19 protein-coding genes are annotated in these 23,090 nt (G+C 70.7%); 12 read left to right on the plus strand and 7 right to left on the minus strand.

Annotated features, from left to right (window positions below):
* Nucleotides 1-41: 41 nt before the first annotated feature.
* Nucleotides 42-791 carry an enoyl-CoA hydratase-related protein gene (locus CC117_RS09560; RefSeq protein WP_071083380.1) on the minus strand — a complete coding sequence of 250 codons (750 nt, stop codon included), beginning with the start codon at nt 789-791 and terminating at the stop codon, nt 42-44.
* A 7-nt stretch (nt 792-798) separates the two neighbouring features.
* Nucleotides 799-1,560 carry an SDR family NAD(P)-dependent oxidoreductase gene (locus CC117_RS09565; protein ID WP_071083381.1) on the minus strand — a complete coding sequence of 254 codons (762 nt, stop codon included), beginning with the start codon at nt 1,558-1,560 and terminating at the stop codon, nt 799-801.
* 417 nt (nt 1,561-1,977) lie between these two features.
* Here CC117_RS09565 and CC117_RS09570 point away from each other — a divergent pair, with 417 nt between their 5' ends.
* From CC117_RS09570 to CC117_RS09600, 7 genes are all read left to right on the plus strand, one after another.
* Entirely contained in the window at nt 1,978-2,832 is an 855-nt protein-coding gene (locus tag CC117_RS09570) for an enoyl-CoA hydratase/isomerase family protein (protein WP_071083382.1), read from the plus strand.
* Nucleotides 2,829-3,536, plus strand: coding sequence for a hotdog family protein (locus CC117_RS09575; protein ID WP_071083383.1), 708 nt, complete (start codon nt 2,829-2,831; stop codon nt 3,534-3,536). The genes CC117_RS09570 and CC117_RS09575 overlap by 4 nt, the downstream gene beginning before the upstream one ends.
* Nucleotides 3,533-5,179 carry a class I adenylate-forming enzyme family protein gene (locus tag CC117_RS09580; RefSeq protein ID WP_198541787.1) on the plus strand — a complete coding sequence of 549 codons (1,647 nt, stop codon included), beginning with the start codon at nt 3,533-3,535 and terminating at the stop codon, nt 5,177-5,179. Before CC117_RS09575 ends, CC117_RS09580 begins: the two co-directional genes overlap by 4 nt.
* Nucleotides 5,180-5,216: 37 nt before the next feature.
* Nucleotides 5,217-6,923, plus strand: coding sequence for a class I adenylate-forming enzyme family protein (locus CC117_RS09585; protein ID WP_407673494.1), 1,707 nt, complete (start codon nt 5,217-5,219; stop codon nt 6,921-6,923).
* Nucleotides 6,920-7,750, plus strand: a complete 831-nt coding sequence (locus tag CC117_RS09590; protein WP_198541788.1) for an amidohydrolase family protein — start codon at nt 6,920-6,922, stop codon at nt 7,748-7,750. Before CC117_RS09585 ends, CC117_RS09590 begins: the two co-directional genes overlap by 4 nt.
* Nucleotides 7,751-7,763: 13 nt before the next feature.
* Nucleotides 7,764-8,885 (plus strand): TIGR03857 family LLM class F420-dependent oxidoreductase, encoded by a 1,122-nt coding sequence (locus tag CC117_RS09595; RefSeq protein ID WP_071083384.1) that lies wholly within the window; start codon nt 7,764-7,766, stop codon nt 8,883-8,885.
* Between the two features lie 284 nt (nt 8,886-9,169).
* The gene (locus CC117_RS09600) at nt 9,170-11,062 is read left to right on the plus strand and encodes a CYTH domain-containing protein (RefSeq protein WP_084131823.1); all 1,893 of its coding nucleotides are present in this window, start codon (nt 9,170-9,172) and stop codon (nt 11,060-11,062) included.
* Between the two features lie 110 nt (nt 11,063-11,172).
* On the opposite strand, the gene CC117_RS09605 is transcribed toward CC117_RS09600, so the two are convergent.
* Nucleotides 11,173-12,438, minus strand: coding sequence for an acyl-CoA dehydrogenase family protein (locus tag CC117_RS09605; protein WP_071083386.1), 1,266 nt, complete (start codon nt 12,436-12,438; stop codon nt 11,173-11,175).
* Complete coding sequence (locus CC117_RS09610; RefSeq protein WP_071083387.1) at nt 12,435-13,601, minus strand: acyl-CoA dehydrogenase family protein; 1,167 nt, start codon at nt 13,599-13,601, stop codon at nt 12,435-12,437. The genes CC117_RS09605 and CC117_RS09610 overlap by 4 nt, the downstream gene beginning before the upstream one ends.
* Nucleotides 13,602-14,010: 409 nt before the next feature.
* Here CC117_RS09610 and CC117_RS09615 point away from each other — a divergent pair, with 409 nt between their 5' ends.
* From CC117_RS09615 to CC117_RS09625, 3 genes are read left to right on the plus strand one after another with little or no spacing between them, the layout of a single operon-like run.
* Nucleotides 14,011-15,111 carry an NAD(P)-dependent alcohol dehydrogenase gene (locus CC117_RS09615; RefSeq protein WP_071083388.1) on the plus strand — a complete coding sequence of 367 codons (1,101 nt, stop codon included), beginning with the start codon at nt 14,011-14,013 and terminating at the stop codon, nt 15,109-15,111.
* A 3-nt stretch (nt 15,112-15,114) separates the two neighbouring features.
* Complete coding sequence (locus CC117_RS09620; RefSeq protein WP_071083389.1) at nt 15,115-16,632, plus strand: acyl-CoA synthetase; 1,518 nt, start codon at nt 15,115-15,117, stop codon at nt 16,630-16,632.
* Entirely contained in the window at nt 16,629-18,083 is a 1,455-nt protein-coding gene (locus CC117_RS09625) for an aldehyde dehydrogenase (RefSeq protein ID WP_084131825.1), read from the plus strand. The genes CC117_RS09620 and CC117_RS09625 overlap by 4 nt, the downstream gene beginning before the upstream one ends.
* 45 nt (nt 18,084-18,128) lie before the next feature.
* On the opposite strand, the gene CC117_RS09630 is transcribed toward CC117_RS09625, so the two are convergent.
* Nucleotides 18,129-19,118: an EamA family transporter gene (locus CC117_RS09630; protein WP_071083390.1), complete on the minus strand. Its 990-nt coding sequence runs from the start codon at nt 19,116-19,118 to the stop codon at nt 18,129-18,131.
* Nucleotides 19,084-19,980: an iron-containing redox enzyme family protein gene (locus CC117_RS09635; protein ID WP_241829966.1), complete on the minus strand. Its 897-nt coding sequence runs from the start codon at nt 19,978-19,980 to the stop codon at nt 19,084-19,086. Before CC117_RS09635 ends, CC117_RS09630 begins: the two co-directional genes overlap by 35 nt.
* Nucleotides 19,981-20,076: 96 nt before the next feature.
* Here CC117_RS09635 and CC117_RS09640 point away from each other — a divergent pair, with 96 nt between their 5' ends.
* Nucleotides 20,077-20,454 carry a CGNR zinc finger domain-containing protein gene (locus CC117_RS09640; RefSeq protein WP_241829967.1) on the plus strand — a complete coding sequence of 126 codons (378 nt, stop codon included), beginning with the start codon at nt 20,077-20,079 and terminating at the stop codon, nt 20,452-20,454.
* Nucleotides 20,455-20,503: 49 nt separating this feature from the next.
* On the opposite strand, the gene CC117_RS09645 is transcribed toward CC117_RS09640, so the two are convergent.
* A complete protein-coding gene (locus CC117_RS09645; protein WP_071083465.1) occupies nt 20,504-21,574 on the minus strand; it encodes an NAD(P)H-dependent amine dehydrogenase family protein in 1,071 nt (356 codons plus the stop codon).
* A 314-nt stretch (nt 21,575-21,888) separates the two neighbouring features.
* On the opposite strand from CC117_RS09645, the gene CC117_RS09650 reads away from it, so the two are divergent.
* Nucleotides 21,889-23,073 (plus strand): amidohydrolase family protein, encoded by a 1,185-nt coding sequence (locus CC117_RS09650; protein WP_071083393.1) that lies wholly within the window; start codon nt 21,889-21,891, stop codon nt 23,071-23,073.
* The last annotated feature ends 17 nt before the right edge of the window (nt 23,074-23,090 follow it).

The following is a 23,090-nucleotide window of genomic DNA, read 5'->3' on the forward strand; positions in this document are numbered from 1 at the left end:
GTCGGTGCTTCCCGCCGCCCCCCGCGCGCGACGCCGCTGGCTCAGCGTCCCTTCCACACCGGTGGCCGTTTCTCGGCGAAGGCCCGGCCGCCCTCCTGGGCGTCCTCCGAGGCCATGAGATCCGCCATCGAGGCCAGCGCCGTCTTCATCGCCGCCGCGTCGTCCCCGAGCTCGCCGCGCAGGAGGCGTTTCGTGGCCGCCAGCGCGAGCGGCGCGTTGGCGTTGACACGGCCGGCGAGCTCCAGGGTGGCGGGCAGCAGTTCGTCCCGGGGCACCACTCGGTTGACGAGGCCCCAGTCCAGGGCCTGCTCCGCGGGGATGGGGTCACCGGTGAGCGCCAGTTCGAGCGCCCGGGCGATCGGCAACCGCAGCGGCAGCCGGGTGCCCCCGCCCGCGGCGAGCAGACCGCGTTTGACCTCCGGGAGGCCGAAGTTCGTACCGGCCGCGGCGACAACCAGATCACAGTGCATCATGATCTCGAAGCCGCCGCCGAGGCAGCTGCCGTTCACCGCGGCCAGCAGAGGCTTCCGGAAATCACGCAGGCCGTCGAGAGCCTGCATCACGGGTGCGAGGTTCTCACCCCTGGACAGCGCTTTCAGGTCGAGGCCGGCGCAGAACGTACGGTCGCCGGCCCCGGTGAGTACGACGCTGCGTATTCCGGCGTCGCCCTCCGCACGGGCGAGCGCGTCGGCGAGGCCCTGGCCGACTTCGCCGTTGAGAGCGTTGCGGGCCTCGGGGCGGTTGAGGGTGACGACGAGCGAGCCGTCGACGATCTCGGTCAGAATGCTCATGTCCGGCCTACTTCGGGGCGAAGCGCTGGCCGCCGTCGAGGCGGATGGTGGAGCCGTTGAGCATCGGGTTGTCGATGATGCTCAGGGCGAGGCGCGCGTACTCCTCGGGACGCCCCATCCGTTTCGGGAACGCGGCGTCCTTGGTGAGGATCTTCTCGTATTCTTCGGGGATGCCCCGGGTCAGGCCGGTGTGGAACAGGCTCGGCGCGATGGCGTTGACGCGGATTCCCAGCGAACCGAGCTCGCGGGCCATCGTCAGGCTCATCGCGGCCACCCCGCCCTTCGCCGCGGTGTAGGCGATCTGCCCGATCTGCCCCTCGAACGCGGCGATCGACGCGGTGTTGATGATCACGCCTCGTTCGCCGTCGGCGTTCGGGGTGTTGCGGCTCATGTGCCACGCGGCGAGGCGGGCCACGTTGAAGGTGCCCGTCAGGTTGAGATCGACGACGCTCCGGAACGCCTCGATCGACAGCGGACCGTCCTTGCTCAGTGTGCGTCCGGGAGTCGCCCCACCGGCGGTGTTCACGACGACGTCGATGCCCTCCAGCGCGGCCACCGCTGTCTCGAGGACGCCTTCCATCCCCGTGAAGTCGGTGACGTCACAGGCGTGGAAACTGCCCTTCAGGCCCTCGGCGACCACCGCGCCCTCGCTGCTGTCCCGGTCCAGGATCGCCACCCGCCCACCACGGGCCGCGATCAGCTCGGCCGTCGCCCTGGCCATCCCGGACGCGCCGCCCACGACGACCGCCCGCAACCCCTTCAGCTCCACCCTGTTTCCTCCCCTGCCCGTCGGGACAACTCGACCGAAGCCTAGCCTAAATCTCTAGATGTATACCACTGGCGGCAGTGGTTGTTCCCGTGGTTGCCTCCGGATGGAAGGTCGCCCCGACGCATCCGGGCGGGAGGTCGCCCCGACTTGTCTGCCGTGCCAACCGGTCGCCCGTCCCGAGCCGGGAGGCTCCGGAGTGCGCGTCGCGTGGCGGGACGGGCCCGCCTGGTGTCGTAGGTGCGGGCCGCAGGTCCTGGCTGGGGGTCGGACCAGTGGACAAACGTGTTCTGGGGGCCGAGGGTCGGAGGGAAAGCCGCCGATCGGGCGCGTGCCCAGTCTCCTATATATCTACACATTTTGTGGTCTGCGCGCTACCATCGCTGCGGTACACCGACAGGGGGCCCAGTGGCAGCACACATGACGTCGATCTACTCGACCATCCGGTACGAGACGGGCCCCGACCGGGTCGCGACGATCACCCTGGACCGGCCCGAGGTGCTGAACGCCTTCGACCGGCGGATGTGCGGCGAGATCCGCGACGTGTGGCAGCGGGTGAAGCTGGACCCGCAGGTGCACGCGGTGGTGCTGCGGGCCGCGGGGGACCGGGCGTTCTGTGCCGGGCTGGACGTGAAGAAGCCCTACGGCCAGCCCGAGGACGTGTGGAACCACGAGGACCCGGGCGAGCTGCTCAGCCCGAAGTGGCAGAAGTGCTGGAAGCCCGTGGTGTGCGCGGTGCAGGGCATCTGCACCGCCGGCGCGTTCTACTTCCTGAACGAGGCCGACGTCGTGATCTGCTCGTCGGACGCCACGTTCTTCGACTCGCATGTCACCCACGGCCGGGTGTGCGCGGTGGAACCGATCGGGCTGATGCGGAAGATCGGGCTGGCGGAGACGCTGCGGATCGCGCTGTCGGGCAACGACGAGCGGGTCTCGGCCGAGACCGCGCTGCGCATCGGCCTGGTGACCGAGGTCGTGGATCGTCCGCGGCTCTGGGAGCGGGCCCACGAGATCGCGGCGGGGATCGCACGCAAGCCGTCGGCCGCCACCCAGGGAACCGTGCGTGCGATCTGGGAGTCCCTGGACCGGCCGTACCGCGCGGCGATGGAGCAGGCGCTGATCTACACCAGGCTCGGCAACCCGCTCGGGATGGCCCAGGCCCAGGCGGAGGTGGACGCCGGCGAGCAGGCCGCAGGCAGCACGGGCGGCGCGGGCACCGCGCGTGCCACGCCGAACGGGAGCCCGACGGCCGGGCGTCCGTGGAGGCTGCGATGACCGACCTGACTCCGGCGGCCCCGGCCCCGGCCCCGGTCTCGGTGCCGCCCTGGACGTTCGGCGTCGGGCCGCTCCCGCAGACCGTCGTGGCGGCGGACCGATTACGGCAGGTCATCAGTCTCCTGCTGGCACTCGAGCACCCCGACCCGGCGGTTGACGACCTGCTCGCCGCCCTCGACGCGGCACAGCGGCGGCTGGGCCGGTCCGCTCCGGCCGATCCGGCACCCCGCGTCGGCGCGGCGGTGGACGGCGCCGGCCGCGCCTACCTGGACCACTCCCGCCACATCGGCGCGTTCAACCCCTGCTTTCCCGACTACGAGATCGCCGTCGACGGCGACCACGCGGAAGGCACGGTCAACTTCCCGATCGCCTACGAAGGTCCGCCGGGCCTGGTGCACGGTGGCTTTCTCGCACTGTTCTTCGACGCGGTGATCCAGCACCACAACTGCGACCTCGGCCTGGCAGGGAAGACGGCGGGGCTCGCGCTGCGCTACCGGCGGCCCACCCCGCTGCGCACCGATCTGCGCTTCGTGCTGATCCGGTCGGCCGACGGGCCGCGGATCAGGACCACCGGCCGGCTGCTGGCCGGCGAGGTGGCCGGCGAGGTGGCCGGAGACGTCGTGCTGTGTGAGGCGGAGCTGGACGCGGTCAAGGGCGACCGGGCCCGACTACCGGACGTCTCACCGCGCAGGGCACACCCGTGATCGCCACGACCGTCGAGGCCGGGGACGGGACACCCCTGACCGTCCCGGCCCTGCTGCGCGCGCAGGCCGACCAGTACGGCCCGCGGGTCCTGCTCACCTGTGACGACGATGTGCTCACCTACGCCGACGCGGACCGGCACTCCCTGGCACTCGCCCGCGGCCTGCTGGCGCTCGGCGTCGGCAGGGGCACCCACGTCGGGCTCCTCCACCCGAACGGGAGCGAGTTCGTCGTCGCCTGGCTCGCCGCGGCGCGGATCGGCGCGGTGAGCGTGCCGCTGAGCACCTTCTCCACCAGTGCCGAGCTGCGGACCCTGCTGCGCAACGCCGACATCGGGGTACTGCTGAGCGCCCGGTCGCACCGCTCCCACGACTACGTCGCGGCACTGCGGGACGCGGTCCCCGAGCTCGCGGTGGCCGAGGAACAGCCCCTGTTCGCTCCGTCCATGCCGGTGCTCCGGCACGTGTTCGTCGGCTCGACGGCGGGCGGCGTCGGCGGGGGCGGCGTCGGACGCGCCTGGGCGGTGCCCGCGCTGCTGGCCCGGGGCACCGAAGTGGGCGAGGACGTCGCTCGCGCCGCCGAGGACGCGGTGCATGCGAGCGACCGGCTCGTGATCGTGCACACGTCCGGGTCGACGAGTGCGCCGAAGGGTGTGATTCACACCCACGGCGCGCTGATCCGCCACCTCGCGAACCTGAACGAGATCCGCCGTTACACCGACGACGACGTGCTGTTCTCGAACTCGCCGTTCTTCTGGATCGGTGGGTTCGCCTACGCCCTGCTCGGCACGCTGCTGGCCGGCGGCCGGCTGGTGTGCTCGAACGCGGCGGACGCCGCGGGGGTGCTCGACGTGCTCGAGCGCGAGCGCCCGACGATGGTCAACGGGTACGCGCAGTCCGTGGCGCGGCTGCCCGCCGACCCGACGTTCGCCCGCCGCGACCTCTCGTCGATCCGGCGCGGGAACCTCTACGCGATCATGCCGAGCGACGCCCGGCCGGTGGACCCGGGCCTGCGTCACCAGATGCTGGGCATGACCGAGACCGGCAGCGTGTGCCTGGTCAGCGAGGACGAGGGCGACCAGCCCGAACACCGGCGCGGCTCGTTCGGGCGTCCGGCGCCGGGTTTCGAGGCCCGGGTCGTCGACCCCGAGGACGGGCGGGTGCTCGGCGCGGGTGAGGTGGGGGAGCTGTGGCTGCGGGGCCCGTTCCTGATGGAGGGCTACTACGGGCGGGAACGGCACGAGGCGTTCGACGCCGACGGCTGGTACCACTCCGGCGACCTGTTCGTCGTCGACGACGAGGGGTTCTTCTACTTCAGGGGCCGCGGCGGCGACGTCATCAAGACGTCCGGTGCCAACGTCTCGCCGGTCGAGGTGGAGGCAGCCATCCGGGACGTCGCCGCGCTGACCGCGCACGTCGTCGGCCTGCCGGACCCGGACCGCGGCCAGATCGTCGCCGCGGCGGTCCGGGTGCCCCCCGGGCGGACGGTCGACCCCGCCGGGCTGCGCCGCCAGCTGGCCGAACGGCTGTCCGCGTACAAGGTCCCCCGGCGCATCGTGCCGATCGCCGACGACGAGGTGCCGACGATGTCCAGCGGCAAGATCGACGTCGCCGCGCTCAGGGAGCTGCTCCGTGCCGCCGGATGAGACCCCGCCCAACCCCGTCCCCGTCCCACCCGCAGAGCTGACGCCGCCCGGAGAAGCGGTGCTCCCGGACGAGCTGACCATCCCGGCGTTGCTCGCCGTCCGGCGGCGCCTGGACGGCACTGTCCAGGCGTTCGTCAGTGACGACGAGGAGATCACCTACGCCGGGCTCGACGACGCCAGCCGGGCCCTGGCCGGGCGGCTGGTCGCTGCCGGCGTCACGAAGGGAAGCAGGGTCGGTCTGGTGATGCCCAACGGCATCGGGTGGGCGACCGCCGCGCTGGCGGTGATGCGCGTCGGGGCCGTGCTCGTCCCGCTGAGCACCCTGCTGCGGCCGTCGGAGCTGCTCGCCCAGCTGCGCGTCGCCGCCGTCACCCACCTGGTCGTGGTGCCACGGCTGCGCGGCCGTGACTATCTTGACGAGCTGGCGTCGGTGGCGCCCAGGCTGACCAGGCAGGTCCGGCACGGCAGTGCGCACCCGGACCTTCCGTCGCTGCGCTGGCTGCGGACCTCGGACGAACTTCCGGCCGGCGCCGCACCGGCCGCGGTAGTCGAGGCGCTCGGCCGGGCCGTCCGGCCGGCCGACGACCTGGTTGTGCTGTTCACCTCGGGCAGCCGCGGCACCCCGAAGGGAGTGCTCCACACGCACGGCGGCGGGCTGCGGGCCGTCGCGTCGAGCCTGGACAGCCGCCGCATCGGGCGGGGTGAACGGCTCTACATCCCGATGCCGTTCTTCTGGACCGGCGGGTTCGGCGGCGGGCTGCTCTCGGCGCTCGTCGCCGGCGCCACCCTGCTCACCGAGGCGGTGCCGGAACCGGCCCGGACGCTGCGGTTCCTCGAACGCGAGCGGGTGACGCTGTTCCGCGGCTGGCCCGACCAGGCGGCGCGCCTCGCCGCGCATCCGGCGTTCGCCGCCACCGACCTGTCGGCGCTGCGGCCGGCGAGCCTCGGCGCGGTGCTGCCGCCGGCGACGCGGCCGGCGCCGGGCGCCCGGGCGAACCTGTTCGGGATGACCGAGACGTTCGGGCCCTACTGCGGTTCGCGACTCGACACCGACCTGCCCGCGGACAGGCACGGCAGCTGCGGCCAGCCGTTCACCGGCGTCGAGGTGCGTATCGCCGACCCGGAGACCGGCACCGCCCTCCCTCCGGGCACCGAGGGCGAGATCCGGCTGCGTGGGCCGAACGTCATGCGCGGCATCGTCGGCCGGCACCGTGCGGACGTCTTCGACGCCGATGGGTTCTACCCCACCGCCGACCGCGGCCTGCTCGACGCCGACGGTTACCTCTGGTACCGGGGCCGTCTCGACGACATGGTCAAGGTCCGGGGCGCGACGGTCTACCCGATGGAGGTCGAGGCGGTGCTGCGCGCGCTGCCCGGCGTCACCGACGCCTACGTCACCGACATCGCCGCTGCCGACGTCGGTGCCGGTGCCGCTGCTACCGATGCCGATGCCGGAACCGGAGCCGGAACCGGAGCCGGGCCGGGTGCCGGGGGCACGCGGGAGATCGCGGCGGTCGTCGTCGCCCGCTTGCTCGACGACCCGGATGGCCCGGACGAGCTGGACGAGCTGGCGGGGCAGGCCCGCGCCCGCCTGAGCAGTTTCAAGATCCCGACCCGCTGGCTGTTCGTCCGCGACCCCCACCGGGTGCCGCGGCTGGCCAGCGGAAAGGTCGACATCCAAGCGCTCCGCCGCCTCCTCGCGGAGGAGGGCACCCCCGTTTCCCGGAAGCTGAGGTCAGAGTGAAGGCCATTGACTGCCTGGTCAACGTGGACATGGGGGACACCGCGCCGCCCGACTGGATGATCCGGGTGAAGGAGGACTACTTCAAGGGCGGCGCGGACTTCCTGCGCAGCCCGGAACTTCCCGAGCTGGTCGACGCGATGGACGCGGCCGGCGTCGAGCGGGCGATCCTGATCTCCAAGGCGGGGCGGAAGGACGACCGGGCCCGGCGCTACGCCGAGGAGCGCCCGGACCGCTTCGCGCTCGGGATCGGCGGCTTCAACCTGCTGCGTCCCATGCGCGCGCTGCGCGCGCTGGAGTCGTTCGTCCGGGACCACCCGGTCGCCTACGCCACGGTCGGGCCGAGCTTCTGGGGGGACGGGATGTACCCGCCCAGCGACGCGGTCTACTACCCGCTGTACACCAAGTGCTGCGAGCTCGACCTGCCGCTGTGCGTCAACACGGGCATCCCGGGCCCGCCGATCCCGGCGGAGCCGCAGAACCCGATCCACCTCGACCGGGTCTGCATCCGGTTCCCGGAGCTGCGGCTGTGCATGATCCACGGTGCCGACCCGTGGTGGGACACCGCGATCCGGATGATGATCAAGTATCGCAACCTGCGGCTGATGACGTCGGCGTGGTCCCCGAAACGGCTGCCGGAGTCACTGCTGCACTACCTGTCGAGCCGGGGCCGTGACCGGATCATCTTCGCCTCGGACCACCCGGTGCTGTCCATGTCCCGCTGCACCGGAGAGGTCGCCAACCTCGACCTGGCCGACGAGGTCCGCCAGGCATGGCTCTACGACAACGCCCAGTCCTTCTTCTTCGCGCAGCGCAAGCCGGGCCAGTAGGGGAGACCACCGCGTGCCGACCGACCAGCTCGCCGACCAGTCCAGCGGCCAGCTCACCGGCCAGCTCACCGAGCTCGGCTTCTACACCCTGCCCGGGCACTCCGGCACACCGCGCGACCTGGTCGCCGAGGTCCGGGCGGGGGAGGAGCTGGGCCTGGGCGCCGCCTTCGTCTCCGAGCGGTTCTCGACGAAGGATGCGGCGACCCTGTGCGGTGCCGCCGGCGCCCTCACCGAGACGCTCGGGATCGCGACGGCGGCCACCAACCACCACACCCGACACCCGCTGGTCACCGCGACGTTCGCGACGACCATGCACCGGCTCACCGGCGGGCGGTTCGCGCTCGGGCTCGGGCGTGGCTTCGACCAGTTCTGGACCGCGGTCGGGCTGAGCCCGGTCACCAGCGCCCAGCTCGAGGACATGGCCGGGCTGCTGCGCCGCCTCTGGCACGGCGAGCTGGTCCTCGGCCACGACGGGCCCGCCGGGAAGTACCCGTACCTGCACCAGGACCCGGACTTCGACGAGGACGTGCCGCTCCTGCTGGCCGCGCTCGGCCCGAAGAGCCTCGAGCTCGCCGGCCGCTGCATGGACGGCGTCGTGCTGCACACGTACTTTTCCGACACCGCGCTGACGGCCTCGGTCGAGGCGGTGCGCCGCGGTGCAGGGGCCGCCGGGCGGGACCCGGACGGCATCCGGATCTGGTCGGTGCTCGCCACCGTCGGCGACCATGTCGCACCGCAGGACCGGCTGCGCCGGACCGTGGGCCGGCTGGCCACCTACCTGCTCGGCTACGGCGACATCCTGGTGCGGGTCAACGACTGGGACCCGGTGGTCCTCGCCCGGTTCCGGGCCGACGAGCTGGTCCAGGGGTTCCGCGGCGCGTTCGATGCCAGGGCCGACGACCGGCAGCTGGAGCACCTCGCCACCCTGCTGCCCGACGAGTGGCTCGCGGCGAGCGCGACCGGGACGGCCGAGCAGTGCGCGGCGGCCGTCGTCCGCCAGTTCGAGCTGGGCGCGACCGGCGTGATCCTGCACGGCGTCTCACCCGACGAGGTCGCCCCGGTGGTCGAGGCGTACCGGAAGATCCGGCCGCTGTCGGTGACCGGCCTGCCGGCCAACCCGGGCCGGCTGTCCTGAACTCGGGGCGGACCCGTCTGCGCTGCGTGCCGCCACGCAGTACACGATGACGCAGTTGTAGCCGGCGGTCCTGCCCGCCGGCGCAGGCCACCCACCCGACGCGACGTCCAAACACCGCGACTCACAGCGGGGCGGAAGCCGCGTCTGCTTTCCAGCAGACACGGCGCAGGCCGTCGCCTCCTGCACCGCTGATGCCGGCGGTCGAGTTTCTTCTTTGCCTCTCCTGGATGTTCTGTTGTGCTTGGATGTGAGGAGTTGGCGTCTGGGTAGATTGCGAAGGGGCAATGGAGGAAGTCGAACTAAAATTTGCCGTACCAGGACGGAAAATCGAAGAGATCAGGGCTTTGATCAATGGTGGGCGGCTGGCGGGTCGTGTTCTCCGTCAACCCGAGGAGAAAGTTCATACTGACACGTACTTCGACAGTGACGGCACCCTGCGGGACAAGGGCTGGTCATTGCGGCTGAGGGAGAAGGGGGACGATCTCAGGATAACCCTGAAGTTTCCACGACGCAGTTCCGTGGCCGAGTTCGGGGAACTCGTCCGTGAAGAGATCGAAAATCGCGACAACAACTCTCTGGTGGAGGTGTTCCTCGACCAGATTGTTCCTCAGCTTGCGAGGGCCGGCATCGTGGYGGCCAATCCGGTCGGCGGAAGAACGGATCTGTTGCGCAACGGGATTCTGGCTACGTTGAAGAACTTCGGGCTGAAGCCCGTCTTCACTGTTTCCACGGAACGGCTGAAGGCTCTGCTGGAAGACGGGCAGGGCGTTGCGGCCGAGGCGTCGCTCGATCAGTCCAGGTACTACACCGTCGATCCCTCGGACTCGTACAGCGATGCTCAGCTTGAGATCGAGCTTGCACCGGGAGCGGCCCGGAGCGTCCTCGAGGAGGTCAGGTTCTACCTGGTTCACGAAAAAGGCCTGGCCCTGACCTCGGTAAGCAAGTATCAGAGAGGTCTGGACTTCTACCTGGCCACCGATCTGAACGAGAAGCTCGAAACGAAGATCATTTTACCCAGCTTCGACGACTACATCCTGGTGAAGGATCTGCTCGAGAGGGATCCGAGATGCATACCTGGCTATGAGGTTGCCGCCACTCCGATACCGCGCGAGATCGAGGATGTGTACTACGACTCCAGGGCGTTCACCCTGAGGAACCAGAACTGCTATCTGCGCCTGCGGGGAGAGGGGGGAGGCCGAGAGCTGACATTCCGGCGGCTGATCTCCGGGCGTTCGAGTGAGATCGCCCGGCAGGAAGAAATAAAGATTCCAGCGGGCGAGCTGGACGAGAAAGTCTGGAGGCAACTCGAGAACCGCCTCTCGAGGATTGGAGTGAACCTACGATCCTCCACGCCAGGCGAATCCCTCGACGTGCGTCTTCGTGGCCTGGGGTTGAACCCTGTTCTTCAGGTTCATATTCACCGTACCTCATGGACTCTGAAGCGATCTCTGGTCGACGCGGAGCGTGGGGTTTCCCCGAGGCAGATCGCCAAGATCAAGTTTGACAGGGCCTCTTTTGTCTCTCCGCTGAGGGCTGTGCAGCGAAAGCACGACGAGTTCGAGGTCACCGGCCTCGAACACTCGTTGGAGTCTTCGGGAGCGGACGACTGGGCAGCCTACATGACCGCTCTTGCAGCTTTTAGTGACGTATGTCGGATGAGGGTCGGCCGTGGGACTATACAGGTCGTTACTGGGAGCAAGTACGCGACTGGCCTTGATCTGATGCGGATGGTTCCGGAGAATGCGTCCCAACGTCACGTGATAGCTGTTGAAAGGGATCCTGCCCAAGGATTTGAGGCGGGGAGTTCAATCCGCCGCCTTCTGCTTCCACTGTCTCTGTGTATCTCGCTGTCAAGTACTTCGACTTTTCTTATGACCTATTTTGTCAATAAGAACACGCGTAGATCTCCGGTTCCTCTCGATTTGCCGATCTGGAGCCTGGCTGCCTTGGCCATCTCTATCTTCATCGGTGCAAGTTCGCTTATATTCCTGCGTGCTCGTTCGGTCGTTCCGTCGCGCATCAGGGTCGCCTTGGTGGCTTTTCTCGGAACGGTGCTGCTTATTTCCTTCGTAGGATCGGCGAAGGCGGCCGAGTTGGCGACCATAGCGGGCCTGCCGGTGGCGGTTCTCGGATTGGCGAGTATTTCGTGGCAGCCCGACAACGCGAGGCGGAGATAGCGGCGGCCTTGGTGCGCTCACCTGCAGGGCGCACCGCGGCCGCTGGCCTGGCCCAGTGCCTCCGGGCCTTGTGCGGTGCGGCTCGACATCGCTGTTCGCGATGAGCCGGCTCAGGGGGGGCTGTTCGCCCACGGTCCGCGCGGGACGTCGCGGAAGGGGCCGGTGTCGGCGCGTGCCTCGCGGGGCATGCCGAGCAGGCGTTCGCTGATCACGTTGCGGGCCATCTCGGTCGTGCCGCCGCCGATGCAGGCCGCCTGGCGGACCAGGTAGCCGCGCGCGACCTGGGCGGAGACCTCCTCGCCCGGTGCCCAGACCACCCCGGCGTCACCGCACAGTTCCGTCGCTATCGCCGCGCGGCGGCTGGTCGCGGTGCCGCTGAACAACCGGCACATGGCGGCGGCGTGGTGGGGGAGGGCGCCGGCGGCCATCTTGCGGGTGACCGACTCGACGAGGGCGCGGGTGACGAGGGCGAGGATCTGGCCCTCGCCGATGAGGTCCCGGGTGTGACTGTCGTCGATCGTGCCGAGGCGCCGGGCGGTCCCGACCATCACCCGGGGCTCGTAGGGGCCGTCGTTCGGGCGGTTGCCGCTGCCGGTGACGTAGGGCGAGCCCCCGGAGATGGTCCGCTCGTGGTGCAGCCAGCGAGTGACGACACCCCAGCCGGCGTCCACGTCACCGAGGCGGTCGTGGTCGGGGACGACGACGTCGGTCAGGAACTCCTGGCAGAACTCCCGCGAGCCGTTGACGAGCTCGATCCGGTGGGTGTCGACGCCTGGGGCGCCGACCGGCAGGCTGAACACGGTCAGCCCGCCGTGCTTCCCGACGTCCCAGTTCGTGCGGGCCAGGCACAGGGCCCAGTCGCCGTACCAGGCGGAGGTCGTCCAGATCTTCGAGCCGTTGAGGATCCACCGGTCGCCGTCGCGGGTCGCGGTGGTGACCGCCCCGGCGGCGTCGGACCCGCCACCGGGCTCCGAGAGCAGCTGGACCCAGATCTCCTCGCCGCGCAGCATCGCCGGGATGTGGCGCAGCTTCTGCTCGTGGGTGCCGAACTCCAGCAGCACGGCCATGCACGGGATGAACGTCGACGCCTGGATCTCCGCCGGGTAGTCGTAGCCGCGGATCTCCCGGTTGAAGGCGGTCTGGTGCGCCGGCGTCAGACCTTGCCCGCCGTACTCCACCGGCACGCAGATGCCGGCGAACCCACCGTCGAACAGCCGGCGCTGCAGCTCCCGGCAGGTGGCGACGCGGGCCAGCTCCTCGGCCTCGGGCCGCTGGGTCGCGGTGAGGAAGAAGTCGGCGGTGGCCGGATCGGCGGGCGGCATGTTCTCGGCGAGCCAGGTCCGGGCGTGCGCGGCGAACTCCTCGACTGTGATCATGATGCTCGTCCTCCGTCGTCCACGGCGGCCTCGACCAGGCGCACGAGCCGTTCGGTGAAGTAGGCCGGTGTGCCGAACAGCTGGGCGTCGACCAGCGCCCGGCGCAGGTAGAGGTGCAGGTCGTGCTCGTAGGTGACGCCGATCCCGCCGTGCAGCTGGACACAGTCCTGGATCGCCTCGGGGCAGACCCGTCCGACGTAGGCCTTCGCCGTGCTGGCCCACGTGCGGGCGTCCGCACGGCCGGTGCCGACGAGGCGTGCCGCCCGCTCGGTGACCGCCGCGCTCGCCTCCAGCTGGGTGCGCAGGTCGGCCATCCGGTGTTTGATCTCCTGGTAGGACCCCAGTGGGCGGCCGAACGAGTAACGGTCCTCCGTCCAGCGCAGGGTCAGCTCGAACGCGCGGTGCGTCGCGCCGACGATCTCACCGGCCTGCAGCACGGCGCTGAGGTCGAGCAGCGCGGCGTCGTGCTCGTCGGCGGTACCCGGCTCGCCCACCTGAGCCGACGCCGGTACCGCCACCGCCCGCAGCGTCACCGTCTGATAACGGCGGGTCAGGTCGATGCCGTCGAGCGGCGCGGTCTCCACACCGGGGGCGCCGAGCGGCACGAGGAAGTGCGACCGCGCGCCGTCGCCGTCGCCGGTGGCGTCGTCCGGACTGGCGGCGACGAGGAGGTAGCCGTTCGGCCCTCCTCGCTCGACGCAGGGCACCGTGCCGTCCAGGACGAACCGGTCGCCCGAGCGTTCGGCCCGGACCTGGGCGCCCGCTCGCCGACCGGTCCGCGGCGAGTGCCCCCAGGCGGCGGTGGCACCACCGTCGAGCAGCTCCGCGAGCGGGCCGCCGTGCAGCTGGGCCGAGYCCCACCGGCCCAGCGCCGCCGCGACGACGTTCGTCCCGATCAGGGGCCCCGGCGCGGCGTGCCGGCCGAACTGGAAGGCGACCGCCAGCAGGTCGGCCAGCCCGTTGCCGCTGACGGAACCGCCGCCGGCGTGCTCCGGGACCAGGGGTGTGGTCCAGCCGAACTCGGCGCCCTGTTTCCACAGAGTGCCGTCGAACGTCTCGTCCTGCCGTGCGAGTTCGCGCACGCGGGCCGGGGGATAGGTCGCCTCCAGGTACTGCGCCGTCGTGTTCCCGAGCAGATCCTGGTCCGCGGTCTGGGTGAACATCGTCCTCCTGGGGCGGTGCCCGAGGTCGGTGCCGTCGCCGCGCGCTGCTGCTCTGCGGGCCGACGGGCGGTGTGGCCGCTGGGTGTCCAGGGAGCGCAGCCTACGCCCGCTGGCCACAAAAGGTCTATATGTAACCGGGTAGGTGATGTCGTGGTCGAGGGTGCGGGTCGTCGTGGGGTGGCGGTCTCTCCCGCACTTCGTCCTCCAGGTGTCCGTGGTGCGCGGGCGGGCGGGCGGTGCCAGGAGTGGCCGGGAGGTTCGGTGACGCGCCCACGTCGCTGCAGCATCCATGCACTTCCGGTCGATCTTGAAATATCTATATCTATAACTTAGGGTTCCGGGTGAACGGCCGCATGCCGGACACACATCGGCAGGCCGGCGAGCAGACGACGGGAACTGGGAGCGCGGGATGAAGGCGACTGCTGCGGTGCTCCGGCAGGCGGACGGGCCCTATGTGCTCGAGGAGATCGAGCTCGATCCGCCCGGACCCGGCGAGGTGCTGGTCCGCGTGGTGGGCGCCGGCATGTGCCATACCGACGTCGTGCCGAGACGGGAGGGGGCGCCGGCCCCACCGCCGATCATCACCGGGCACGAGGGCTCCGGCGTGGTCGAGGCCGTCGGCGAGGGCGTGGAACGGGTGTCGGTCGGTGACCACGTGGTGCTCTCGTTCGACTCCTGCGGACAGTGCCCGAGCTGCCGCCGGGGCGCCCCGCCCTACTGCGACCTGTTCCTGTTCCGCAACTTCTTCGGCCGCCGCCTCGACGGCACCACGGGTGCCCGCGACGCCGACGGGGCCGAGATCGCCTCGCGCTGGTTCGGCCAGTCCTCGTTCGCGACCCACTGCGTCGCCGCGGAGCGTGGCGTCGTCGTGGTGGACCGGGACCTGCCGCTGGCGAAGCTGGGGCCGCTGGGCTGCGGCATCCTCACCGGTGCCGGTTCGGTGCTCGTCGACCTGAACGTCGGGGCGGGGGACAGCATCGCCGTGTTCGGCGCCGGGGCGGTGGGCCTTTCGGCGATCATGGCAGCGCGGGTGGTCGGCGCCGGCCCGATCATCGCGGTCGACCTGCACCCGCACCGGCTGGCGCTCGCCACCGAGCTCGGCGCCACCCACGCGCTGGACGGCGCCGGCACGGACCTCGTCTCCCGGATCCAGGAACTCACCGGTGGTGGGGCCCGGTTCACCTTCGACACCACCGGCAACGTCGCGGTCATCGCCACCGCCGTCGCCGCGCTGCGGATGGGCGGGCACGCCGGGCTGGTGGGGATCCAGACCGAACCGATCACCTTCGGCCCGGTGGATCTCCTCGGCCGGAGGATCTCGAGCATCCTCGAGGGTGGCGCCGACCCGCAGGTCATGATCCCGCGGCTCATCGAACTGTGGCGGGAAGGCCGCTTCCCGTTCGACCGGCTGATCGAGACCTTCCCGCTCGAGGCGATCAACACGGCGGAGGAGGCCTCGTTGTCGGGCAAGGTCGTCAAGCCGGTCCTGCTCCCGTCCGGGCGGAGCTGACCGATGGACATCGACCACCCGAGGCGGTTCGCGGCGTCCGCGCCGGAGCGGCCGGCCGTGATCATCGGCGACCGGATCCTGTCGTACGGGGAGCTGGAACGGCGATCCAACCAGGTGGCGCACGCACTGCGGTCGTCCGGGCTCGGCGTCGGCAGCCACCTCGCCGTCCTGATGGAGAACCGCACGGAGTACTTCGAGGTGGTCTGGGCCGCGCTGCGGGCCGGCCTCCTGGTCACTCCGATCAACTGGCACCTGTCCGCCGCCGAGGCCGGGTACATCGTCGCCGACTGCGGTGCCGCCGCGCTGGTCGTGTCCGCGGCTCGGGCCGACGTGGCCGCCGGGATCGACGCCCCGGCGCTGAAGGTACGGCTCGCCGTCGGCGGGCCGGTCGACGGGTTCGACGCGTACGAGGAGGTGGTCGGCGCCCAGCCGGTGTCGCCGGTCGACGACGAGTGCGAGGGCAACTGGATGTTCTACTCGTCGGGCACAACCGGCCGGCCGAAGGGGATCGCCCCGGCGAGTGTCGGAGGCCCGATCGGCGCGGCCGACTCCTTCACCGGGATGGTCAGGTTCCTGTACGGCGGCGACGAGTCGACGCGGTACCTGAGCCCGGCGCCGCTCTACCACGCCGCGCCGCTGGCCTGGGCCACCGCTGTGCACCGGCTCGGCGGCACGGTGATCGCCACCGAGCGGTTCGACGCGCTGGAGTTCCTCCGGCTCGTCGAGCGGCACCGGGTGACGTTGAGCCAGGTCGTCCCGACGCACCTCGTCCGGCTGCTGAAGCTGCCCGAGGCGGACCGGGCCCGCTTCGACCTCTCCAGCCTGCGCACGCTCGTACACGCCGCGGCGCCCTGCCCGCCCGCGGTCAAGCGGGCCGTCCTGGACTGGCTCGGGCCGATCGTGCACGAGTACTACTCCGGCAGCGAGGGTGTCGGCTTCTGCGCCATCGGCCCCGAGGAGTGGCTCGCTCATCCGGGCTCGGTCGGCAGGTCGCTGCTGGCCCCGGTGCACATCGTCGGCGAGGACGGTGGCGAGGTGCCGCCGCGCATCGAGGGCCGGGTGTACTTCGAGGTGGCCCGGCCGTTCGCGTACCACGGTGATCCGGAGAAGACCGCCGGCGCGTTCGACGAGCGCGGGTGGGGCACGTTCGGCGAGGTCGGCTGGGTGGACGAGGACGGCTACCTCTACCTCACCGACCGGGTGTCCAGCATGATCATCTCGGGTGGGGTGAACGTCTACCCGCGCGAGGTCGAGGACGTGCTGATCCTCCACCCCGCCGTCACGGATGTCGTCGTGATCGGCGTGCCGGACGCCGAGATGGGCGAGTCGGTGCGTGCGGTCGTCCAGCCGGCCCAGCCCCCCGCCGATCCCGGCGCGCTGGCGTCGGAGCTCATCGCGTTCGCGCGGGAACGCGTCGCCCACTACAAGTGTCCCCGCTCGGTCGTCTTCCTGGCCGAGCTGCCGCGCCTGCTGACCGGCAAGGTCGCGCGGCGCCTGCTGCCCCCGGAGGCAACCTCGTGACCGGTGTGATCGAACGTGACCAGCTGCTTGTCGGAGGCCGCTGGCGCAGGCCCGCCTCGGCCGACCGGATCGAGGTCCGCTCGCCGCACGACCAGCGCCTCGTGGCCACTGTTCCGGCGGCCGGCCCGGCCGACGCCGACGCGGCCGTCGCCGCGGCGCGGGCCGTCCTGGCGGACGGCGACTGGGCGGCGACCACCGGCGGCGAACGCGCCGGCCTGATCCGCAAGGTGTCCGGCGGGCTGCAGGCCAGGGCGGAGGAACTGGCCGCGCTGGTCACCGACGAGATGGGCGCGCCGGCGAAGTTCTCGATCTTCGGTCAGGCCATCAGCCCCGCGCTCATCCTGGATGGCTTCGCCGACGTCGCCGAGCGGTTCGCCTTCTCCGAGGAGCGGGCCGGGGTGATGGGGCCGTGCCTGGTGCAGAAGGTGCCGGTCGGGGTGGCGGCCGGGATCGTGCCGTGGAACGTGCCGATCTTCATCGCGTGCATGAAGCTCGGCGCGGCGCTGGCCGCCGGTGCCCCGATCGTGCTGAAGCCGGCACCGGAGGCGCCGCTGAGCTCGTTCCTGCTCGCCGAGGTGCTGCTTGACGCCGGCATCCCCGCGGGTGTCGTGAGCGTGCTGCCCGGCGGAGCCGACCTCGGTCGGTACCTGGTCGCCCACCCGGGCGTCGACAAGGTGTCCTTCACCGGGAGCAGCGCGGCCGGTCGGACGGTCGGCGCCACCTGCGGGAGCCTTGTGAAGCGGTGCACGCTGGAGCTCGGCGGCAAGTCGGCCGGCATCATCCTCGACGACGCCGACCTCGCGACCGTCGTCCCGCAGCTCCTCGACTCCGCGCTGCAGAACAACGGCCAGGTCTGCGCCGCGCAGAGCCGCATCCTGGCCCCGGCCGGGCGCTACGACGAGGTCGTCGACGCGCTGGCCGACCATGTGCGCACGCTGGTAGTCGGTGACCCGCGTGACCCCGGCACCGACGTCGGCCCGCTCGTCTCGGCCCGCCAGCGGGACCGGGTCGAGGGCTACATCGCCGAAGGCGGGGCCGGTGCCGCCCGGCTCGTCGTCGGCGGCGGCCGCCCGACCGGCCTCGACGACGGCTTCTACGTCGAGCCGACGCTGTTCGCCGACGTCGACAACGCCAGCCGGATCGCCCGGGAGGAGATCTTCGGTCCGGTGGTGACGGTGATCCGGTACCAGGGTGAGGACGAGGCGGCGGCCATCGCCAACGACTCCGAGTACGGCCTGTCGGGCTCGGTGTGGACCGCCGACGTCGCCCGCGGTGTCGCGCTGGCCAGCCGGATCCGGACCGGCACCTGCACGGTCAACTCGATCGCGATCGTCGAGCCGCGCAGCCCGTTCGGCGGGTTCAGACAGTCCGGGATCGGCCGTGAGATGGGCCCCGAAGGCGTCGAGGCCTACACCGAGACCCGCACGGTCGTGCTGCCCTTCGAAAGTTGACCCTGCCCGTCGGGTGCCACAGCTCCTCGGGTGTTCGTCCCGGCGTCACGCCAGGATGCGGTCGCTTCCTTCTTCGTGTTTCACAGGGCCGGGAGCCGCTCGACCTGGAACCGCGCCCTTCTGGCGGGAGACCAGAAAAGCAGCCGTGGTGATGAGCAGAACCGCGATCATCTGCCGTGGGCTCAGCTGTTCCCCCAGCAGGATGTAGCCGACGATTCCGCCGACCGCGGGGCCCAGACAGATCAGCACACCGAACACTCTGGCGCTGGTTCTCCGCAGCGTGTGGAGGTCGAGCGTGTAGGGCAGTGCCGAGGAGAGGACCGCGACCAGTAGGCCCAGGGCGAGGTTCCTCGGGTGGCCGAGGCGGTCGACGCCCCCGAAGGCCAGGGCGAAGGGCGTGAAGACGAATGCGCCGACGAGGAGCGCGACGGCGAGACCTGACAGGTCCGCCGTCGCGCGTCCGACGTGTCCGCTCAGCAGCACATAGGAGGCGCGTAGCACGGCTGCGAGCAGACCCAGCGCCAGACCGGCCGAGGTGACCCCCGCTCCGCCGGGAAAGGCGATCAGCGTGATTCCGCCGAAGGCCAGCGCCGCCGCGAGAACGTCTGTCCGGCTCCGTGACAGCACGGTCGCCACGGTGAGCGGGCCGAGTAGCTCCAGTACGGCCGCGACACCGAGGGGAAGGCGCGCCACCGCCTGGAAGTACGCCATGTTCATGGCCGCGATCACGCAGCCCAGCGCAGCCACCGGACGAATGCCCCTGGCGCAGGCCACGCGAAGGTTCGGCCGCGCCAGGGCCAGCAGGATCAGCGCGGCGAACCACAGGCGCATCAGCACGGTCGCGGTGGTGCCGGCGGCGGGGAACAGGTTCTTGGCTGCCGCGGCGCCGCACTGCAGGCTCAGGACCTGGGCGAGAACGAGGCCCGCGGGTACCCACCGGCGGCGGGCGCCGGCCTGGCGCCGGTCCGGGCCGCCGGCCGGGCCCCGCAGGTCAGCGTCGCTAGCGGACCCGAGCAGCGGGAACCGCGGCCGCATGGGCGCGGGTCTCCAGACCCCTCGCCGGGGCGCCCGCCTCGCGCATCCGGGCCACCACACCCCGCCAGTACTCCACGGTCAGGTCGAGGAAGCCGTCGAACCCGACCTGGACCCGGGCAAGGTCCGTGAGGTCGGCGCATACCTGGGAGGCGGACTCGACGGCCTGGATCCGGTGCTCCTTCTCCGCCTCCCCGATGTGGACGTAAAAATACTCGCAGCGCTCGTGGAACTCCTCTTCGGAGCTGTAGTAGCTCTTGTAGTTGCGAACGCCCTCGTACAGCCTGACCATCATCGAGTACGCCAGCCACTCCTGTGCCAGCAGGGCACCCTGGACGACCCGCTGGTCACCCGAGGTGAAGAGCTCGCGCTGCCCGGAACTGAAGGAGCGAGTGCTGGTGAGCGGTGGCTCCCGGTAAAGTTCGTCGATCGTCACAGGACGCCCCGAAACCCGCCCGAGGAGATCCGTGAGGAAATTTTCGAGAAGGGTCAGGTGGACCTTCTCAGGATTTCCTCCCCCATATTCAGAAAATAGATTCTTAACGCATTCGACACGTGCGGTCCGGTCTACCGTGTTCACGACGGAGAGCGCGACCATCTCGCTCGTCCTGATGGTTCTGCTCAGGTATTCGATGGCGAACACCCTGACCTCTTCCGCTGGCAGCGACCGAGTCGTCCACCGGTCGTAGAAGTCGTTCCGCAGTGCCTTGTGCTGGAAGACCGAGATCGCCATCCTCTCGACTTCGTCCTTCAGGTTGCTCCCAGTCGCCGCGTGTATCACTGTCACGGGCTCAGCTCCTCCGACGGTCGGCGCATTGCGTGCTGCCTCCGAGAGTGCTGGAATGGCAAGGTGCAATTCAACCATTACAGTATGCACGGGGCTCGCCTGGCGGCTGACCTGGCAAATCTGGAGAGGAATGCGCCCGCGCACCTGGTGCGGGCGGTTCTGCGGCGCCATGCGGTGGCCGAGGCGGAGATCGACAACGATGCCGCGCGGGCCGACCTGCTGCGCTGGGCCGACCGGCTCTATGGCCTGGTCAACGACCTGTTGGCGGAATCGACCGGATCGCCGTACATCTCCGCGCACGACGGGCGTCCGCACCTGCATTACCGAATGCCCGACTCCGGCGTGGTCGCGCGGATCAGGGCGATCACGAGTTCGGGGCTGRCCCAGGTGATCTGCGGCGACGGTGYGGACCGGCTCGGGCGCTGCGAACGCGAGGGGTGCGAGGTGGCGTTCGTCGACGTGTCGCGCAACGGCCGCCGCAGCTACTGCTCCGCCAGGTGCGCGAACACGGCTGCCGTGGCACGCCACCGCGCCACGGCAACCGCGAGGTGACAGGACGCGGCGGCTGGCCACGACGTCCGGTCAGGCGGGATGAGTCGTGTTATCTGGAGCAGGCCTGTTCCGCCCCGAAGACGTGCCGACCGTTGATCATTGGAAGGTCGAGGAAGGTGCGTATCCCGGGCTCGGCCCGGCAGACCGGCCCGATCGCGTGCACGGCGTGCATCGCCGTGCCGAGGCAGCCCTGGTCGGTCTCGTCCTCCCCGCGGACGGCGATCCTGGCCTCGAGCACCATCGACGGCTCGCCCTCGACGGTGACACGCCAGCCCCGGCCGGTGGGCCAGTCCGGTGCCTGCCCGGACCCGACGCGGGTGATGTGCTCGACGGTCAGCGCCGGGCGGCCCCCGATGACGGCAGTGCAGGAGAACCGCTGCGCCGAGACGGTCCCGGCCTCGATGCGGCCGGCCCAGATGTCGAACGCCGTGTCGGTGACGACCACCTTCCGGTCGTAGACGAAGTCGTCGATGGTGGCCCCGAGGCCGTCGGCGACCATCATGATCGGTGCCCGGAAGACGCTTCCGGCCAGCACCGGGTCGGACATCGGTACGGCGGCGCCGGGCACCCGCCCGAAGCCCATGATCTCGAAGAGCATGTCGGCGCTGTCGTAGGTGGAGTAGTCGAGCAGTTCCCGGACGAGCAGCGAGTCGATCCGCCGGAACAGCGGGGACATGGCGAGCGGCAGCACCTCGGCGGCCCAGCCGGGCTCGATGCCGGTGCCGTGGAAGGACGTGCCGCCCTCGGCGCAGGCGGCCTCGAGCCGGTCGACGACGTGGTGGCCGGCGCTGGGCGGGTAGATGTGCGCCGTCACCGCCGTCGACACCACGTTCTTGCCCGCGGCGAGCAGCCGGCAGATGTCGTCGAGCGCGCCGGCCGGGTCCATCTCGCCCTGGGCCATGTACAGGACGCAGTCGGCGTCGAGGGCGACGATCTCGTCCCGGTCCCGCGTCGCCACCACCCCGAGGTCGCCGAGGCCGCAGATCTCGCCGACGTCCCGGCCGGCCTTCGCGTCGCTGTACACCAGCGCGCCCACCAGCCTCAGGTCGGGATGCCCGCTCACCGCCGCCACGGCATGGCGGCCCACGTTTCCCGTCCCCCACTGGATCACTCGAAGCACGGCGCCCTCCCGGTCGTGGCCGTAGGCACGCAAGATATCTAGATGTTAATGCCAAGACAATGGTGTGGCCGGCCGGCCGGCCGGGCGGGTGCGGGCCGGACGGCCGGGTCGAGGCGCGGTGGGCAACGACGCCCCGCCGCTGGGCTGTCCGCCACCGGGCTGTCCGAGTCGGGCGGAGGTTCGGCGGGGGTGGTGCGTCTGTCCTGGCGAGCCGGACGGCTCGGGCCGTGACTGGAAAAGTCTAGATGTTATCGCCTAGACTTCGGGCGACCGAGGGGTCCGCGGGGGCGAACCGGAGACGGAGAGGACGCGCGATGGAGCTCGACTTCGGAGCGATTGACGCCGACAACCACTACTACGAGTCGATCGACGCGTTCACCCGGCACCTCGACCCCCGGTTCAGGAACCGGGGCGTGCGGGTCGTCACCGAGGGCAGGCGGACGCACATCATCATCGGCGGGCGGGTCAACCGGTTCATCCCGAACCCGACGTTCAACCCGATCGTGGTGCCCGRCTGTCTCGACCCGCTGTTCCGCGGCCAGGTGCCCGACGGCGTCGACCCGAGGACGCTGATGAAGGTCGAGCCGCTCAGGGCGGAGTACCAGGGCCGGGATGAGCGCGCCGCGGTGGCGCAGCGCCAGGGCCTCGACGCCGTCCTGCTGTTCCCGACCCTGGGCTGYGGCGTCGAGGAGGCACTGAAGCACGACGTCGACGCGACGATGGCGAGCCTCTCGGCGTTCAACCGGTGGCTCGAGGAGGACTGGGGCTTCGTCCACCAGGGCCGTCTCGTGTCCGCGCCGATGCTGTCGCTGGCCGATCCGGAGGCGGCGCTGGCCGAGCTCGACAGCCTCATCGAACGGGGCGCCCGCATCGTGCACATCCGGCCCGCACCGGTGCCGGGCCGGCACGGCACGTCGCGGTCACTGGGCGACCGTGCGCACGACCCGGTCTGGGCCAGGCTGGCGCAGGCCTCGATCCCGGTGGCCTTCCATCTCGGGGACAGCGGCTACAACGCCTTCACCGCCATGTGGGGAGGGACCGCGAACTTCGAGGGCTACGGCAAGGTCAGCACACTGAGCAAGATTCTCGTCTCCGACCGGGCCATCCACGACACCATCGCCTCCCTCGTCGTCGACGGGGTCCTGCACCGCCACCCGACCCTGCGGGTCGCGAGTATCGAGAACGGCTCCGACTGGGTGTCACTGCTGGTCAGGCGGCTGCAGAAGCAGGCGAACCAGACGCCGTGGGATTTCCCGGAGGAGCCCCTCGAGGCGATTCGCCGCAGTGTCTGGGTGGCGCCGTACTACGAGGAGGACCTGCCGGCGCTGGCGGAGCTCATCGGTGTCGAGCGCGTGCTGTTCGGCTCCGACTGGCCGCACGGCGAAGGGCTCGAGCAGCCGCTGGACTTCCTCAAGGAGCTCGACGGCTTCAGCGAGGCCGAGGTGCGCAGGATCATGCGGGACAACGCGATCGAGCTCCTCGGCCCCGCGTCACTCTGAGAGCGTCCTCGCCCGCC

The sequence above is a fragment of the Parafrankia colletiae genome, assembly GCF_001854655.1.
Lineage (GTDB): Bacteria > Actinomycetota > Actinomycetes > Frankiales > Frankiaceae > Parafrankia > Parafrankia colletiae.